The organism is Mycobacterium sp. IDUB_21 (genome assembly GCF_055419425.1).
The window spans coordinates 255683-271589 of record NZ_JBVAXQ010000004.1 but is presented as its reverse complement, the minus strand read 5'-3'; the positions used below and the strand labels follow the sequence as shown (position 1 = coordinate 271589).

The following is a 15907-nucleotide window of genomic DNA, read 5'->3' as shown; positions in this document are numbered from 1 at the left end:
GAGTAAGCCAGACAGTTAGCGAGAATTCCATGCCGGCAATCGTCGTCATCGGCGCCCAATGGGGTGACGAGGGCAAAGGGAAAGCCACCGACCTACTCGGCGAACGAGTGCAGTGGGTGGTGCGCTACCAGGGCGGCAACAATGCCGGCCATACCGTAGTGCTGCCCAGCGGGGAGAACTTCGCGTTGCACCTGATCCCATCGGGGGTGCTGACGCCGCACGTCACCAACATCATCGGCAACGGTGTGGTGGTCGATCCCGGGGTGCTGCTCGACGAGCTGGCGGGGTTGGAGCGGCGCGGTGTGGACACTTCCCGGCTGCTGATCTCCGCCGACGCGCACCTGCTGATGCCCTATCACGTCGCCATCGACAAGGTGACCGAGCGCTACATGGGCTCCAAGAAGATCGGCACCACCGGCCGCGGCATCGGGCCCTGCTATCAGGACAAGATCGCCCGGATCGGGATCCGGGTCGCCGACGTACTCGACGAAGCGTCACTCGCCCAGAAGATCGAGGCCGCCCTGGAGTTCAAAAACCAGGTGCTGGTCAAGATCTACAACCGCAAGTCGCTGGAGCCACAGCAGGTGCTCGAGGATCTGCTGGCCCAGGCCGAGGGCTTCAAGCACCGCATCGCCGACACCTCGCTGGTGCTGGGCGCCGCACTGGACCGCGGCGAGAACGTGCTGCTGGAAGGCTCGCAGGGCACCCTGCTCGACGTCGACCACGGCACCTACCCGTACGTGACGTCGAGCAATCCGACCGCCGGCGGGGCAGCCGTCGGCTCCGGCGTCGGACCCACCCGCATCACCACGGTGCTGGGCATCCTGAAGGCCTACACCACCCGGGTGGGCTCGGGGCCGTTCCCCACCGAACTGTTCGACGAGAGCGGGGAGTACCTGTCCAAGACCGGCGGCGAGGTCGGGGTCACCACCGGGCGCCAGCGGCGGTGCGGCTGGTTCGACGCGGTGATCGCCCGCTACGCCACCCGGGTCAACGGCATCACCGACTACTTCCTGACCAAGCTCGACGTGCTGTCCAGCCTGGAAACCGTTCCGATCTGCGTCGGCTACACCGTCGACGGCAAGCGCACCGATGAGCTGCCGATGACCCAGGAGGAGTTCGCCCGCGCCGAACCGGTCTACGAAGAACTGCCGGGCTGGTGGGAGGACATCTCGGAGGCCCGTACGTTCGAGCAGCTGCCGGCGAAAGCCCGCGATTACGTCTCGCGTTTGGAAGACCTTGGCGGAGCGCAGATCTCATGCATCGGTGTGGGCCCCGGCCGGGAGCAGACCATCGTGGTGCGTGATGTCGTGCGGGGTCCCGCGTGAGCGAACGCGGGCCGGAGGAAATCGACCCCGATTACGCCAGCCACGGCGGGTTCCCGGATTACGCGGTCGTCGATCCGAGCCCGGGCTTCGCGCGGTTCGTCACCACGATGCGGCGCCTGCAGGACCTGGCGGTGTCTACCGCCCCCGACGACACCACCTGGGACGACGCCGCCGACCGGGCTGAAGCCCTGGTGGGGCTGCTGGAGAAGTTCCCGGCGTCGCCGGCCGTCGCCCCGGCCGGGCGGGCGCCGTCACTGCCGGGCATGGGCAGCCTGCTGATGCCGCCGTGGCGGATCACCCGCTTCGAGCCCGACGGCGTCTCGATGCAGGGCCGCTTCAGCCGGTTCCATGTGGGCGGGAATTCCGCGGTGCACGGCGGAGTGCTGCCGCTGTTGTTCGACTGGATGTTCGGGATGGTGGTGCACGCCGCAAACCGGCCGATCAGCCGGACTGCGTTTCTGCACGTCGACTACCGCAAAGTCACCCCGATCGATACCCCGCTGCGGGTTCACGGCCGGATCGAGAAGGCCGAGGGGCGTAAAGCGTTCATCGGCGCCGAGCTCACCGACGCCGACGGTGTCGTGCTGGCCGAATCGCAGGGGTTGATGGTGCGGTTGCTGCCCGGCCAGCCCTAGGGGCGACGGGGCGGCTGCAGCGTCATCGCCGCGAACAACGCCAGAAACGATGCGGCCGGGACGGTGTTGGGGATGCTGTCGCGGACCCGGATGTGGGCGCCCACCGCGAGGACGAAATACAGCGTCAACGCAGCGGTGGTCAGCCGGGCCAGTACCGGGAACCGGTGCACCGACAGCAGGCCGATCGCCGAGGCGGCCTTGACGATCGGCAGGACCGGCCGGATCTGTTGGGGGACCTGCACGGTGTCGAGCGCTTTGGCGATGTAGGGCACCGGGATGGCGCAGGCCACCGCGTCGGCGGCCTGAAAGGCGGCCAGCCCCTGGTAGGTCTTCGGCGACGTCAGCACACTCATGGGTTCAACTCTAGGCGCGTCCGGCCGCTAATCCAGGTTGAGCGTCGCCTCTTCCAGATCCAACCCGTGCAGCAGGGTGCGCAGCACCTGGTCGTCGATATGGCCGATGTCGCGCTGGGAGATCAGCGCCGCACGCTCGGCGGCCAGCATCTCCAGCCGTAGCCGGCGAAAGGCCGTTGCCGCGGTCTCGTCACTGTCGTCGTTGTCGGGATCCAAACGGCGCAGCCGTTCCCGGGCCGCGTTTCGGCGCCGGGTGTTCCAAGTGCGCAGTGCCTCGGCGGCGCGCTCGCTGGCCGGTGACGGCTCGCTCGAGGCCAGCACCTCGTCGAGCCGGTCGGCGGCGGCCAGCGCGGCCTTGTCCTGCGCGGCCGCCGCGGCGACGGCGTCGTTGCGCTCCTGGTCGGTGCGAACACCCAGCCGCCGGATCAGCCAAGGCAGCGTCATCCCGTGCAGCAGCAGGGTGCCGACGACCACTACGAAGGTCAGGAACACCAATTGCGGACGGCCCGGGAACTGCTCGCCGGCCAGCGTCGTCAACGGCACACCGAAGGCGGCCGCCAACGACACCACGCCGCGCATCCCGGCCCATGCCAGGATGAACACCTGCCCGGGCGTGGGCGCGGGCTCACGGCGCCGGATCCCCGCCGACAGCATCCGGGGCAGGTAGGAGAACGTCACCACCCACACCGCCCGCACCGCCAACACCGTCGCGAACACCGCCACCGACGCGAGGGTCAGAGTCGAGAAGCGCACCCCGTGCATGTTCTGCACCACCGTCGGCAGTTGCAGGCCGATCAGCAGAAACGCCAACGACTCCAGCACCAGTTGCACCGCGCGCCAGACCGCCTGGTCCTGCAGCCGAGTGGCGTAGTGACTCCGGGTGAAGCGCTGCCCGAGGATCAACGCGGCGACCACCACCGCGAGCACCCCGGAGCCGTGGACTTCTTCGGCCACCAGGTAGATGACGAACGGGGCCACCAGCCCGACCGCGCTCTCCACCAGCGGGTCGGTCAGCCGGGCCCGGATGACCACGATGAGCGCCCCGAAGATCACCCCGACCAGCACACCGCCGACGGCCGCCAGGGCGAATGTCGCCAGACCCGTGCCCCAGCCGGTCGCGGCGCCGATCGTCGCGGCCAGCGCCACCTTGTAGACGGTCAGCGCGGTGGCGTCGTTGAGCAGGCTCTCGCCGCCCAGCAGGGTCATGATCCGCCGCGGCAGGCCGACCCGGCGGCCGATGGCCGTCGCCGACACCGCATCCGGTGGGGCCACGATCGCGCCCAGCGTCAGCGCGGCGGCCAAGGTGAACTCCGGCACGGTGTAGTAGGCGACCACACCGACCGCGACGGTGGTGGCCAGCGGCAGCCCGACCGCCAGCAATGTGATCGAGCGCCGGCTGCGGCGCATGTTGATGAAGGAGCTCTCCAGGCCGGCCGACCACAGCAGCGGCGGCAGGATCACGAACAACACCAGGTCGGGGCGCAGTTCGAACTCGGGCACCGCAGGAATCAGTCCGACCAGCAGGCCGGCGATCACCAGTACCAGCGGGGCGGACAGCTGGCGGTGCCGCGCGATGGCTGCCACCAGCACTGCGCCCACCAGCGGACCCAGCAGCACCGTGTTCACCGTCGTCGCACCCTTCGTCCGAATTCACCTTTATCCTTGAGCACCATGCAACATTGCCTTGGCGCGGGAGGGTAGGGCGGTGGACGGCGAAGCGGGTGAGTCGCAGACCGAGCGGTTGTCCGCTGACGGTCCCGGTCGCACCAGGGTGGCATTGCTGGGCTCTGGTGAGCTCAGTCGCGAACTTGTGACGGCGCTGCAGCGCCTGGGCGCCGAGGTGATCGCCGTCGACCGTTACGCCGACTCCGCGTTGCACGGGATCGCCGATCGCTCCGTGGTGGTCAACCTGAGCGACAACGACGAGTTGGCCGCGGCGATCAGGTGGTTGCAGCCGAAATTCGTGGTGGTCGCCTCCGACGTGGTGGCCACCGAGGCGCTGACCGCCGTGGTCGACACGGGATTCACCGAATTGGTGCCCGGCATTCGCGGCGCCCGGCTGGCCGCGGACCCGGAGGGGTTGCGGCGGCTGGCGGCCGACGAACTCGGGTTGCCGACCGCGCCGTTCTGGTTCGCCGGCTCGGTCGAGGAACTTCGGGCGGTGGCCGGGCACGCCGGGTTCCCGATGGTGGTCAAACCGCTGGTGGGTTCGCTGGGAGAGGGCCGCTCGGTGATGGTGCGGGACAGCGACATCGAGCCCGCCTGGCAACGGGCGGTTTCGGCGGCCGGTCCGGGGGTCCCGGCACGGGTGCTGGCCGAGCGGGTGGTGGAGTTCGACAGCGAGGTCACGCTGCTGGCCGTGCACCGCGACGGCAAAGACGGTCCGGCACTGGATTTCTGCGCGCCGATCGGGCACCGCACCGAGGAGGACCCGAACGGGCAACTGACGGTGGAGCTTTGGCAGCCGTACCCGATGAGCGCGGTGGCGCTGGACGCGGCCAAGTCGGTTGCCGCGCGGGTCGCGCGGGCACTCGGCGGCCGCGGCCTGTTCGGGGTGGAGCTGCTGGTTCACGGCAACGAGGTGTACTTCACCGGTGTCAACGTGCGCCCGTACGACACGGCGCTGCTGACGCTGCGTACCCAGCGGCTCTCGGGTTTCGAACTGCAGGCACGAGCGATCCTCGGGCTGGCGATCGACCCGATCATGGTCTCGCCCGGCGCGGCCCGGCTGATCTACTCGCGGCCCTCGGGGGCGGCCGCCACCGAGGCCACGCCCGACAGTGTGGCGGTGGTCGCCGATGCGCTCAGCGTGACCGAAAGTGATGTGGTGGTGTTCTCCCACCACGAGGGACACCCCCGCCGGCGGCTGGGTTTGGCGCTGGCCACCGGCCCGGATGTGGCGGTAGCCCGCGACCGGGCCGAGCAGGTCGCGGCTGTTCTGGGCAAGCTCTGGCCGTGACCCCCGCCGTGGCGTGAGCACTGCGCGGGTGCGAGACTTCCGCAGGTGAGCTACGCAGGAGACATCACACCCGAGCAGGCCTGGGCGATGCTGCGCGACGACCCCACGGCGACCCTCATCGATGTGCGCACCGACGCCGAATGGCGCTTCGTGGGGTTGCCCGACCTGTCTGTTCTGGGCCGCGAGTTGGTCTGCATCGAGTGGGTCCACTCCGATGGCAGCTCCAACCTGAACTTCACTCGTGAGCTGGCCGCCCGGGTGCCGGCCGGACCGGCGGTCTTCCTGTGCCGCTCCGGCAACCGCTCCATTCCGGCCGCCGAGACCGCAACCGCGGCCGGCATCGCCCCGTCCTACAACGTGCTGGACGGCTTCGAAGGCAACCTGGATGAGCACGAGCACCGCGGCGGAACCGGTTGGCGCGCCCTCGGGCTGCCCTGGAAGCAGTCGTGAGCGACCAGGACCGCATGACCCCGTCCGTTCGCGTCCCGAAACCGCTGCCCGACGGGGTAAGTCAGGCCACCATCGGGGTGCGCGGTGGTCTGCTGCGCTCGCAGTTCGACGAGACCGCCGAGGCGCTGTTCCTCAGCTCGGGTTACGTCTACGAATCCGCGGCCGCCGCGGAGCAGGCGTTCACCGGTGAGGTCGACCGGTTCGTCTACTCGCGGTACGGCAATCCGACCGTGTCGATGTTCGAGGAGCGGCTTCGGCTGATCGAGGGCGCCCCGGCGGCATTCGCGACCGCCAGTGGCATGGCGGCGGTGTTCGTGTCACTGGGAGCGCTGCTGGGTGCGGGTGACCGGCTGGTGGCCGCGCGCAGCCTGTTCGGGTCATGTTTCGTGGTCTGCAATGAGATCCTGCCTCGCTGGGGGGTGGAGACCGTGTTCGTCGACGGTGAGGACATGGCGCAGTGGGAGCAGGCGCTCTCGGTTCCCACCCAAGCAGTCTTCTTCGAGACGCCGTCCAACCCGATGCAGTCGCTGGTCGACATCGCCGCGGTTACCGAGCTTGCTCATGCCGCAGGGGCGAAAGTGGTGCTGGACAACGTGTTCGCCACTCCGCTGCTGCAGCGGGGTCTTCCGTTAGGGGTGGACGTGGTGGTGTACTCGGGCACCAAGCATCTCGACGGGCAGGGCCGGGTGCTGGGCGGGGCGATCTTGGGCGACCAGGAGTACATCGACGGCCCGGTGCAGACACTGATGCGTCACACCGGCCCGGCGCTCAGCGCCTTCAACGCCTGGCTGCTGTTGAAAGGCCTTGAAACACTGGCCGTTCGGGTTGACTACGCCAACGCCGCGGCAGTGCGGATCGCGGAGTTTCTGGAACAGCATCCCGCGGTGCGCTGGGTGCGCTACCCGTTTCTGCCATCGCATCCGCAATACGACCTGGCGCGCCGGCAGATGTCCGGTGGCGGAACCGTCATCACCTTCGAGCTCGACGCTCCCCAAAGTGCCGCCAAGCAGCGCGCTTTCGAGCTGTTGGACAAGCTGAAGCTGATCGACATCTCCAACAACCTGGGAGACGCGAAGTCGCTGATCACCCATCCGGCGACCACCACCCACCGGGCGATGGGCCCGGACGGGCGCGCCGCGATCGGCCTCGGCGACGGGGTGGTGCGGATCTCGGTCGGGCTGGAAGGGGTCGACGATCTGATCGCCGATCTGGATCAGGCGTTGGGGTAGTCGACCGAACTGAGCTGATCGAGCACCCGCAGGAAAACGCCTCGGTCGGCGGATGACAGCTGGCGGAGCAACCGTTCTTCGCCCTCCTGAATATCGTGCTGCACAGCGTTTTTCAGCGTGCGTCCTGCTTCGGTGATCGCCAGCAGGCGGACCCGGCGGTCGTCGGGGTCGGGTACCCGTTCGATATGCCCTTGCTGCTGCAGCTCATCGAGGGTGCGGATGATCCGCGTCTTGTCGGCGCCTATCGATTCGGCAAGAGCGGCTTGGGTTCGCACCGGCGCACCGTCGAGCGCGACGAGTACGACGTAGCCCCACATCGACAGCCGGTGTGCTTCCAGGATGGGCTGTTCGGCGGCCACGGTTTGGCGGGCCAGGCGGGTGAGCATGGCCGCAAGGTCGGGACGGGTGGGTTTCCGTGCCATCCCGCGATAATATAGGTTGACACATCATATGCGAACGCACATGATAAGTAGATGCCTACTGATACGGATCTCCGCCCGATCCACCGGGTTGCCGTAGCAACCTCGGTTGATGTCGTCTCCTTCGTGACGGCCGATGACCTGTCCAGGCCGACACCCTGTGCCGGCTGGGATCTCGCTGGTCTGCTCACCGATATGACGGTGCAGCATCGCGGATTCGCCGCCGCCGCACGCGGGGCCGATGCCGACCTGGGCATCTGGCGGCCCGAAACCGTCGCTGATGCCGTCGCAGCCGACCCGGTGGCCGCCTACGCTGCCGCCGCTGCCGACGTCATCGACGCCTTCGCCGGCGTGGATGTGCTGGAGCGAACCGTCGCGCTACCCGAGCTCGGGGCCGGGGCCGCGTTCCCGGCGTCCCTGGCGGTCGGCTTTCACCTGGTCGACTACCTGGTGCACGGGTGGGACGTCGCACGCACGCTGGGCAAGCCCTTCGACCCGCCGCCCGAGGTGGTCGCGGCCGCCTTGCCGCTGGCTTTCGCGGTGCCCGACGGTGGATTTCGCGCTGACGCGAAATCGCCGTTCGGCCCCACCATCCCGCCGTCGGCGCAGGCCGGCGACCTCGACCGGATGCTCGCTCAGCTGGGTCGCGATCCGCAGTGGAAACCGCCGACCCGGATCAGTCGTTCTCGATGACTCCGGTGGCGTGCTGGGCGCGGTCCTCGTAGGCCTGCCGGGCTTTGGTGTCCAACTGCAGGAACACCGTGTCGTTGTGGGTCTTCTTGTTGAGCCAGCGGCGGGCCCGATCCGGCAGCAGGGTCGCCAGGATCGCGGTGTGACGCCCGAAACCGGGCACCGACACCAAGGCCTTCGGCTTGTCGAGCACCTTGACCACCGCCGCAGCGATATCTTCGGGTTGCACCGGCTTCTGTGCCGCCGACGGCGTTGTGCCCGAGATCAATTCGGTGTTGGTGAAGGTCGGTAGCACCGCGGTGACCGCGACGCCCTGCGGGGCGAACTCGTCGGCCATCGCGGTGGTGAGGCCCACGACTGCGAATTTCGTTCCGGCGTAGAGCACTTGGCCCGGTACCGCCACGATCCCGGCCATCGAGGCGATGTTGATGATGTGGCCGCCGCGGCGTTTGACCATCTCGGGAAGCACCAGTTGGCAGCCGGTGAGCACACCGTAGAAGTTGACCTCGGTCGCCGAGTGAATGGACTCCGGTGTCTGGTCGAGGAACGGCCCGACCGGCATCACACCGGCGTTGTTGATCAGCACGTCGATGCGGCCGTCACCGTCGGCACGGGCCTTGTCCAGGAACATCGAGAACGACTCGCGGTCGGTGACGTCGAGGGGGTGGCCGGTGACCGGACTTCCCGGACCCAGTCCCGTTATCGCCTTGTCGAGCGCATGTACGTCGCGGTCGCCGATGACGACGCGGGCGCCGCGGCGCAGCAGAGCGGTGGCGGTCGCAAGCCCGATCCCTCGGGCGGCACCGGTGATGGCAATGGTCTTACCGCGGATGTTGTCCACCCGAGGAACTTAACAGGTGTCAAGTTCTTCCGTCGAGGGGTACGGGCCAGCGGGGGACTTCAGGCCCAGCGGCCCAGGATCTCGGTGGCGTGCTTACCCAGTGCGACCTGGAACAACGGCCCGAAGCTGACCCGCGCGATCCCGAGCGGGCCGAACAATGCCGGGTCGTCCTGGTCGGGCGCAGCCAGGGCGTTGACCGGCTTCGGCAGCCCGGCGGCCAGGGCGCGCAGGGTCTCGGCGTCGTGGCGGCCGACCGGGTAGAGCACGTCGGCTCCGGCCTGCGCGCACTCGGTCAACCGGGCGATGACGCGGTCGATGCGGTCGGCGTCGTCGCCGTCCTTGCGCACGAACAGGTCGGTGCGGGCATTGATCACCAGGTGGACGCCCGCGGCGTCGGCGGCTTTGCGCAGCGCGGCCACGTACTCGGCGTGCTCGGACGCCGACCGCAGGCGCTTGTCCTCGCTGTGCACCGAGTCCTCGATGTTGCACCCGACCACGCCGGCGTCCAGGAGACCCTCGACCAGTCGCTCCGGGGTTTCGGCGTAGCCGGACTCGATGTCGAGCGACACCGGCACGTCGACGGCTTCGGTGATCTGGCGGACCCGGCGCAGCACCCCGCCGAACGACATCCCTTCGCCGTCGCTCTTACCCCGCGACTCGGCCAACGGCTTGCTGCCGATCGTCAGGGCGGAGAAACCGGCGCCGACCGCCAGCTTTGCCGACCACACATCCCAGACGGTCGGCAAGATCACCGGATTGCCCGGCTGGTGCATCGCCAGGAACGCCGCCGCCCGCTGCCCAAGAACCTCGTGACTCGTCATTTTTCCAACTCTTCCATGTGGTATTTGCCGGTCGGTCGTCGGGGGCTGGACTCGCGGCTCCAACCCCTGGTGCCCAGGGCGTCGTCAGAGCCCCAGATCCTTGGCGATGATCGTCTTCATGATCTCGTTGGTGCCGCCGTAAATGCTCTGGATGCGGGCGTCGACGAACGCCCGGGACACCGGGTACTCGCGCATATAGCCGTAGCCGCCGAACAGCTGCAAACAGCGGTGTGCGGTACGGAACTGCAGATCGGTGCTCCACCACTTGAGCTTGGCGGCCCGCGCCGCGGTCAGCTCGCCGTCCAGGTGCGCCGCGATGCAGTCGTCGAGATAGGTTCGGGCGACGTCTAATTCGGTGGCCACTTCGGCCAGCACGAACTGGGTGTTCTGGAACGTGGCGATCGGGGAGCCGAACGCCTGGCGCTGCCGGACATAGTCCAGGGTTTCGGCCAGTACCCCTTCGGCGGCGGCGACGGCGCCCACCCCGAGCGAGAGCCGCTCCTGGGGCAGGTTGTGAATCAACTGGTAGAAACCCTGCCCCTCGGAGCCCAGCAGATTTTCGACCGGCACCCGCATATCGGTGAACGCCAACTCGGACGTGTCCTGGGCGTGCAGCCCGATCTTGGCCAGGTTGCGTCCCCGATGGAATCCGGGTGTGTCGGGCTCGACGACCAGCAGAGACAAGCCCTTATGCCGGTCTTCACCGGTGCGGACGGCGACCACGAACAGATCCCCGATCTGTCCGTTGGAGATGAAGGTCTTCGCGCCGTTGACCACGTAATGCTCGCCGTCGCGGTGTGCGGTGGTGGTGATACCGGCCAGGTCGCTGCCGGTACCCGGTTCTGTCATCGCGATGCCGAGCACCGTCTCGCCGGTCACCACCCCGGGCAGCCAACGGCGCTGCTGCTCTGGGGTGGTGAGATCGGTCAGGTACGGCAGAACGACGTCGTTCTGCAGGGAGAACGCGATGGCCTCGGCGGCAGCCCCGGCCCGCTGCAACTCGTCGACGACGATCGCGTGGTACCGGAAGTCTTGGACTCCTGCGCCGCCCAGGTCCTCTGATACCGGAAACCCGAGCAGGCCCAGCCGGCCCGCCTCGGTGAACAGCGAGCGATCCCAGCCGCCGTCGCGTTCGGCGTCTTCGTGGGCGGGTAGGACGGTGTTTCGTACGAAATTGCGGACCAATTCCCGGAATTGGCGGTGCTCCGAGCTGTAGCTCAGCATCAGCGGAAGGCGCCCAGACCCGTGAAGGCCTGGCCCAGCACGAGCTGATGCATCTCCGGGGTGCCCTCGTAAGTCAGCACCGACTCCAGGTTGACCATGTGCCGGATCACCGGGTACTCCAGCGATATCCCGTTGCCGCCCAGGATCGTTCGTGCAGTGCGGCAGATCTCCAGCGCGGCACGGGTGTTGTTGAGTTTGCCGAAGCTGACCTGCTCGGGACGCAGGCCGCCGGCGTCTTTGAGCCGGCCCAGGTGCAGAGACAGCAACTGCCCCTTGTGCAGTTCGACGGCCATGTCGACGAGCTTGGCCTGGGTCAGTTGGAAGCCGGCGATGGGCTTGCCGAACTGGGTGCGCTGCGTAGCGTAGTCGCGAGCCGACCGCCAAGCCGACCGGGCGGCACCCATTGCGCCCCAGATGATTCCGTAGCGCGCCTCGGACAGGCTGGCCAGCGCCCCTTTGACGCCGTGGGCCTTCGGCAGCATCGCCTCGGCCGGCAGTCGTACGTCGTCGAGCACCAGTTCACTGGTGATCGAGGCGCGCAGCGACAACTTGTGATGGATGGTGTTGGCGGAGAACCCCGGGGTGTCGGTGGGCACGATGAAGCCGCGGATGCCGTCGTCGGTGGCCGCCCACACCACCGCGACGTCGGCGATGGTCCCGTTGGTGATCCACATCTTGCGGCCGTTGAGAACCCAGTCGGATCCGTCCCTTTTCGCCCGGGTGGTCATGGCGCCCGGATCGGAGCCGACGTCGGGCTCGGTCAGCCCGAAGCAACCGATCACCTCACCGATGGCCATGTCCGGCAGCCACTGCTGCTTCTGTTCCTCGGATCCGTTGTTGTAGATCGAGAACATCGCCAGCGAACCCTGCACGCTCACCATGGACCGCAGACCCGAGTCGGCGGCCTCCAGCTCCACGCAGGCCAGCCCGTAATGCACCGCGGACGCACCGCCGCAACCGTAGCCGTGCAGGTGCATGCCGAGCAGTCCGAGTTTGCCGAATTCCCGTGCCAGTTCGCGGGCCGGCAGGTCGCCGATCTCGAACCAGTCGGCGATGTGCGGCATGACGTGTTCGGCGCAGAACTTGGCGACGGTGTCACGCAGGGCGATCTCGTCGTCGGAGAGCAGGGTGTCCAGGCTCAGCGGGTCGAGCGGGTCGAAGGCCGGGGTAGCAGAGGTGGAGCTGGTTGCCATCAGCTCATCCTGCCATCGTCAGGCCGCCGCTGACACTGATCACCTGGCCGGTGATGAACGACGCGGCATCCGAGGCGAAGAACAGCACCGGTGCGGCGACCTCCTCGGGGCGGGCCAGCCGCCGGAACGGGATCGCTTTGACCAGCGCCTCTTTGAGCTTCTCCGGTTGGGCGGCGAACAGTGGGGTGTCGGTGGGGCCGGGGCATACGCAGTTGACGGTGATCTGATGCCGGGCCATCTCCCGGGCCAGGGACTTGGTCAGGGCGATCACCCCACCCTTGGCGCCGGCGTAGATGCTCTCGCCGGCGCTGCCGACCCGCCCGGCGTCGCTGGCCAGGTTCACCACTCGGCCACCGCCGCCAGCTTCGATCATGCCCGGCAGGAACGCGCTGCACATGTGCACCGGGCCGAGATAGTTGATCGCCACCACCTTCTCGGCGAATTCTGGTGTGGCGTCCAGGAATTGGGCGGTGCGGTCCCAGCCGGCCGCGTTCACCAGCACGGCGGGCGCCCCGGCCTCGGCGAGCACCGCGTCGCGTAGTGCATCAACCCGGGTGCGATCGGCGACATCGACGGGCAACGCGGTGATGTGGTCCGGGGCTTGCGCGGCGGTGGCCTGCGCGGCCGCCTCGTCGAGGTCGGCGGCGATCACCCGGTCACCCTGGGCGGCGAAGCCCAGGGCGACGGCCCGGCCGATACCGGAACCGGCGCCGGTCACCACTGCGATCCTGTCGGTCATGTTCGGGTCCCCTGTCTGGCTTTTCTAGCAGGGTAGTCCCGACGCCGGGTCAGCCTGGCGCTAAGAATCCGCGCTGGGTGTCCCGGGTGCGCCGGGTGTTCCGTCCGCGCCGCCGTTGCCGCCGGAACCCCCAGCCTGACCGGTCATCCCGTCCGCGCCGCCGGCGGCGCCGTTGCCACCGACTCCGCCGCTGCCGTCACCGCCTCCACCGATCTGGCCGCCGTTGCCCCCCGCGCCACCGTCTCCTGCATCGCCGCCGGGGCCGGTCGCGCTGGCGTCGCCACCAGTTCCGCCGTTGCCGCCATGGCCGCCGTCGCCGCCGTCGGCGGTCGCTGTGCCGTCACCGCCGTTGCCTCCGTTGCCTCCGGCGCCACCGTCACCCCCGGGCACGACGGTGGCGTCGGTCGAGTCATCGCCCGGCGCAACGTATTCGGTGCCGTTCGTCCCGGCGTTGCCGCCGTTACCGCCGTTGCCGCCTGCGCCGCCGTTCAACCCGTTTCCGCCGGTGCCGCCGGTGCCGCCCTGCGCGACACTGCTGACACCGCCGTCGCCTCCGGTGCCGCCGATGCTGCCGTCCCCGATCCCGGCGCCGCCGTTGCCGCCGGTACCGCCGTTGGCGCCGCCGGAGATGTAGTTGGTGTCACCGCCCGCGGCGCCGTTGCCGCCGCTACCGCCGGTGCCGCCGTTGATGCCGGCCCCGCCGGCGCCGCCCTGGCCGCCGGCGGACATGCCGCCCGCACCGCCGGCCCCACCGTCGCCGCCGGTACCGGCGTTTGCAGCACCGCCGCCACCGCCGCCGCCACCGCCGGCGGCGCCGCCGCTGGGCGAGGTGACGGCGTTTCCGCCCACGCTGTTGAACAGGCCACCCAAGCCGGTGCCGCCGACGCCCCCGGCACCGCCTTGGCCGGCGACCCCGCCGTCGCTGGTGCCCCCGGCGCCGCCCGCTCCGCCGACACCGCCGCCGCCGCTGAACGGGCTGCCGGCTCCGCCGGTGCCGCCGCTGCCGCCGTACCCGGCGGATGCTCCGTCGGTACCGTCACCGCCCGCACCGCCGACTCCACCGGCACCGCCGTTGCCGCCGAGCGGGGAGGCAAAGGCGCCGTCGCCGCCGGTGCCGCCGTTGCCGGCGACGGCATCGGTGCCGTTGGCGGCACCACCATTACCACCGGCGCCGCCACCGCCGGGCGTACTCGTGTCGCCCAACATGCCGCCGCTGCTGCCGTCGCCTCCGTGGCCACCATCACCGGCCAGGCCGCCCGCGCCGGTTGCGACGCCCCCGGCCCCGCCGGAACCACCATCGGCGCCGCTGCCGCCGAAAATGGTGCTGACCGAGGTGAGCGAGGACAGCGGGCTTCCGGACAGGTTGGCGAGCTTGTCGAGGGTGTCCTGAATGTCCGCCGGGGTCTTTCCGGTGGCGGCCGCGATCTGGGTCAGGGCCGCACCGAACTGATCGGGTGAGCCGTAGAGATTGCCGATCGAACCGGCGCTGCCGCCGTCGCCGCCGGCGCCCGCGACGCCACCGGCTGCGCTGCTGGCCCCGCCCGTTCCACCGCTGCCACCGGCACCGGCGTTACCGCCGCTGATCAGGCCACCGACCCCGCCGTCGCCGCCGACACCGCCCGCTCCGGCGAGGCTGTTGACACCGGTGACAGCGCCGCCGACGCCGCCGGAACCGCCGGTCCCGCCGGAGCCGTCGAACAGGAATCCACCGAACCCGCCGGTACCGCCGTTGCCGCCCGCGCCCGCGGCGCTGCCGTTGCCGTCTGCGGCGCCTCCGGCACCACCGTCACCGGCCGCACCGCCGTTGCCGCCGAAGATCGCGACGGAGGTGCCGCCCATCCCGCCGGTGCCGCCGACCCCACCGGTGCCGGCGTCGTCGTCGACGGCACCCCCGGTACCGCCGTTGCCGCCCGCGCCCCCGGTGCTGCCGAAGATCGAGAAAGTGGCGCCTCCCATGCCGCCGTTGCCACCGGCGCCGCCCACATCGGCGCCGGCGCCGCCGTTGCCGCCGTCACCGGCCACCCCGCCGGCGACCCCGCCGAATCGCGTCCAAGACAGCCCGCCGCTGCCGCCGTGGCCACCAGCGCCGCCGGTCAGGCCGTTGCCGCCGGCCCCGCCGACCCCGCCGGTGCCGCCGATCTTGAACAGGTCGGCGCCGGTGGCCACGCGTGCTCCGGCGTCGGCCGGACCGCTTGCGACCGCGGTACCACCGTCGCCGCCGGTCCCGCCGGCCCCGCCGGTGCCATCCAGCTCGTCACCACCGGCCCCGCCGTTACCGCCGACGCCGCCGAAGGAGAACAGCTTTCCGGCGGCGCCGCCGCCGTCCCCGCCGTTGCCGCCGTCGGCGCCGGCAAGACCCGCGCCGCCGTCGCCGCCTGCGCCACCGATGCCGATCAGGGTTCCGCTGCTACCGCCGTCGCCGCCGTCGGCTCCGGCGCCACCGAACCCACCGGCGCCACCGTTGCCGAACAGGCCTGCCGCCCCGCCGTTGCCGCCGGCCATCCCGGCAACGTCGGAGGCATAGCCCGCACCGCCGTCGCCGAACAGCCAGCCGCCGGCGCCGCCGCCGGGGTCAGCCTCCGTGCCGGTGTCGCCGTTGCAGATCAGGCCGCAGATGGTGTCGGAGGCGAACAGCGGGTTGATCGCGGCGTCGAACTGCTGCCCGAACGAGCTGGTCATCCAGCCCTGCATGTCGGTGTGCCACTGCAAGTAGATGCTCTGGGCGAAGTCGGCGAGGCTGTCGCCCGAGAAGCTGAAGTCGGCGGCACCAGAACCGTCGAACCATGACGACACATCGCCGAGGCCCAGGGCGGCCGGGTCGAATACCGCGCTACCGATATCGGCGAACTGGCCCGGATCCAACCAACTGCTCGGGTCGAACCAGTTGCTCGGGTCGAGCAGGTCCTCCAAGTCGGCGTGGGCGGCGGGCGCGAATCCCAGGGGGCTCATTCCCAGTGCCACCGCGGCCACCGACGCGCCCAACGCGCGACTGCAGCTACGACGTTGCGGTGCAATGATTCTGCCTT

15 protein-coding genes are annotated in these 15907 nt (G+C 69.7%); 6 read left to right on the top strand and 9 right to left on the bottom strand.

Going from position 1 to position 15907, the window contains the following annotated elements; translation table 11 throughout:
• Window positions 1-29: 29 nt before the first annotated feature.
• Entirely contained in the window at window positions 30-1328 is a 1299-nt protein-coding gene (locus tag ACZYY4_RS08485) for an adenylosuccinate synthase (RefSeq protein ID WP_463809378.1), read from the top strand.
• On the top strand, window positions 1325-1963 hold the full coding sequence (locus tag ACZYY4_RS08480; protein ID WP_463809376.1) for a PaaI family thioesterase: 639 nt from the start codon (window positions 1325-1327) through the stop codon (window positions 1961-1963). The genes ACZYY4_RS08485 and ACZYY4_RS08480 overlap by 4 nt, the downstream gene beginning before the upstream one ends.
• Here the strand turns inward: ACZYY4_RS08480 and ACZYY4_RS08475 are convergent.
• Both ACZYY4_RS08475 and ACZYY4_RS08470 read right to left on the bottom strand, forming a co-directional pair.
• Window positions 1960-2316, bottom strand: a complete 357-nt coding sequence (locus tag ACZYY4_RS08475) for a DoxX family protein (protein WP_463809374.1) — start codon at window positions 2314-2316, stop codon at window positions 1960-1962. The two genes, ACZYY4_RS08480 and ACZYY4_RS08475, sit on opposite strands and share 4 nt — an antisense overlap.
• A 27-nt stretch (window positions 2317-2343) precedes the next feature.
• On the bottom strand, window positions 2344-3942 hold the full coding sequence (locus tag ACZYY4_RS08470; protein WP_463809372.1) for a Na+/H+ antiporter: 1599 nt from the start codon (window positions 3940-3942) through the stop codon (window positions 2344-2346).
• Between the two features lie 79 nt (window positions 3943-4021).
• Between ACZYY4_RS08470 and purT the strand changes: the two genes are divergently transcribed.
• Genes purT through ACZYY4_RS08455 form a run of 3 tightly spaced genes read left to right on the top strand, consistent with a single transcriptional unit; the run spans window position 4022 to window position 6954 of the window.
• Window positions 4022-5275 (top strand): formate-dependent phosphoribosylglycinamide formyltransferase, encoded by a 1254-nt coding sequence (gene purT, locus ACZYY4_RS08465; protein ID WP_463809370.1) that lies wholly within the window; start codon window positions 4022-4024, stop codon window positions 5273-5275.
• Between the two features lie 45 nt (window positions 5276-5320).
• Window positions 5321-5725, top strand: a complete 405-nt coding sequence (locus tag ACZYY4_RS08460) for a rhodanese-like domain-containing protein (RefSeq protein WP_463809368.1) — start codon at window positions 5321-5323, stop codon at window positions 5723-5725.
• 14 nt (window positions 5726-5739) lie between these two features.
• The gene (locus tag ACZYY4_RS08455; protein WP_463809670.1) at window positions 5740-6954 is read left to right on the top strand and encodes an O-succinylhomoserine sulfhydrylase; all 1215 of its coding nucleotides are present in this window, start codon (window positions 5740-5742) and stop codon (window positions 6952-6954) included.
• On the opposite strand, the gene ACZYY4_RS08450 is transcribed toward ACZYY4_RS08455, so the two are convergent.
• Window positions 6939-7376 carry a MarR family winged helix-turn-helix transcriptional regulator gene (locus tag ACZYY4_RS08450; RefSeq protein ID WP_463809366.1) on the bottom strand — a complete coding sequence of 146 codons (438 nt, stop codon included), beginning with the start codon at window positions 7374-7376 and terminating at the stop codon, window positions 6939-6941. The two genes, ACZYY4_RS08455 and ACZYY4_RS08450, sit on opposite strands and share 16 nt — an antisense overlap.
• Before the next feature lie 51 nt (window positions 7377-7427).
• Here ACZYY4_RS08450 and ACZYY4_RS08445 point away from each other — a divergent pair, with 51 nt between their 5' ends.
• On the top strand, window positions 7428-8066 hold the full coding sequence (locus ACZYY4_RS08445) for a TIGR03086 family metal-binding protein (protein ID WP_463809364.1): 639 nt from the start codon (window positions 7428-7430) through the stop codon (window positions 8064-8066).
• Here the strand turns inward: ACZYY4_RS08445 and ACZYY4_RS08440 are convergent.
• From ACZYY4_RS08440 to ACZYY4_RS08415, 6 genes are all read right to left on the bottom strand, one after another.
• A complete protein-coding gene (locus ACZYY4_RS08440; protein WP_463809362.1) occupies window positions 8050-8904 on the bottom strand; it encodes an SDR family oxidoreductase in 855 nt (284 codons plus the stop codon). The two genes, ACZYY4_RS08445 and ACZYY4_RS08440, sit on opposite strands and share 17 nt — an antisense overlap.
• A 59-nt stretch (window positions 8905-8963) precedes the next feature.
• Window positions 8964-9725: an isocitrate lyase/PEP mutase family protein gene (locus ACZYY4_RS08435; RefSeq protein ID WP_463809360.1), complete on the bottom strand. Its 762-nt coding sequence runs from the start codon at window positions 9723-9725 to the stop codon at window positions 8964-8966.
• 84 nt (window positions 9726-9809) lie between these two features.
• Window positions 9810-10949: an acyl-CoA dehydrogenase family protein gene (locus tag ACZYY4_RS08430; RefSeq protein WP_463809358.1), complete on the bottom strand. Its 1140-nt coding sequence runs from the start codon at window positions 10947-10949 to the stop codon at window positions 9810-9812.
• Window positions 10949-12142: an acyl-CoA dehydrogenase gene (locus ACZYY4_RS08425; RefSeq protein ID WP_463809356.1), complete on the bottom strand. Its 1194-nt coding sequence runs from the start codon at window positions 12140-12142 to the stop codon at window positions 10949-10951. Before ACZYY4_RS08425 ends, ACZYY4_RS08430 begins: the two co-directional genes overlap by 1 nt.
• A gap of 4 nt (window positions 12143-12146) precedes the next feature.
• A complete protein-coding gene (locus tag ACZYY4_RS08420; protein WP_463809354.1) occupies window positions 12147-12881 on the bottom strand; it encodes an SDR family NAD(P)-dependent oxidoreductase in 735 nt (244 codons plus the stop codon).
• A 60-nt stretch (window positions 12882-12941) separates the two neighbouring features.
• Complete coding sequence (locus tag ACZYY4_RS08415) at window positions 12942-15830, bottom strand: PGRS repeat-containing protein (RefSeq protein WP_463809352.1); 2889 nt, start codon at window positions 15828-15830, stop codon at window positions 12942-12944.
• Between the last annotated feature and the right edge of the window lie 77 nt (window positions 15831-15907).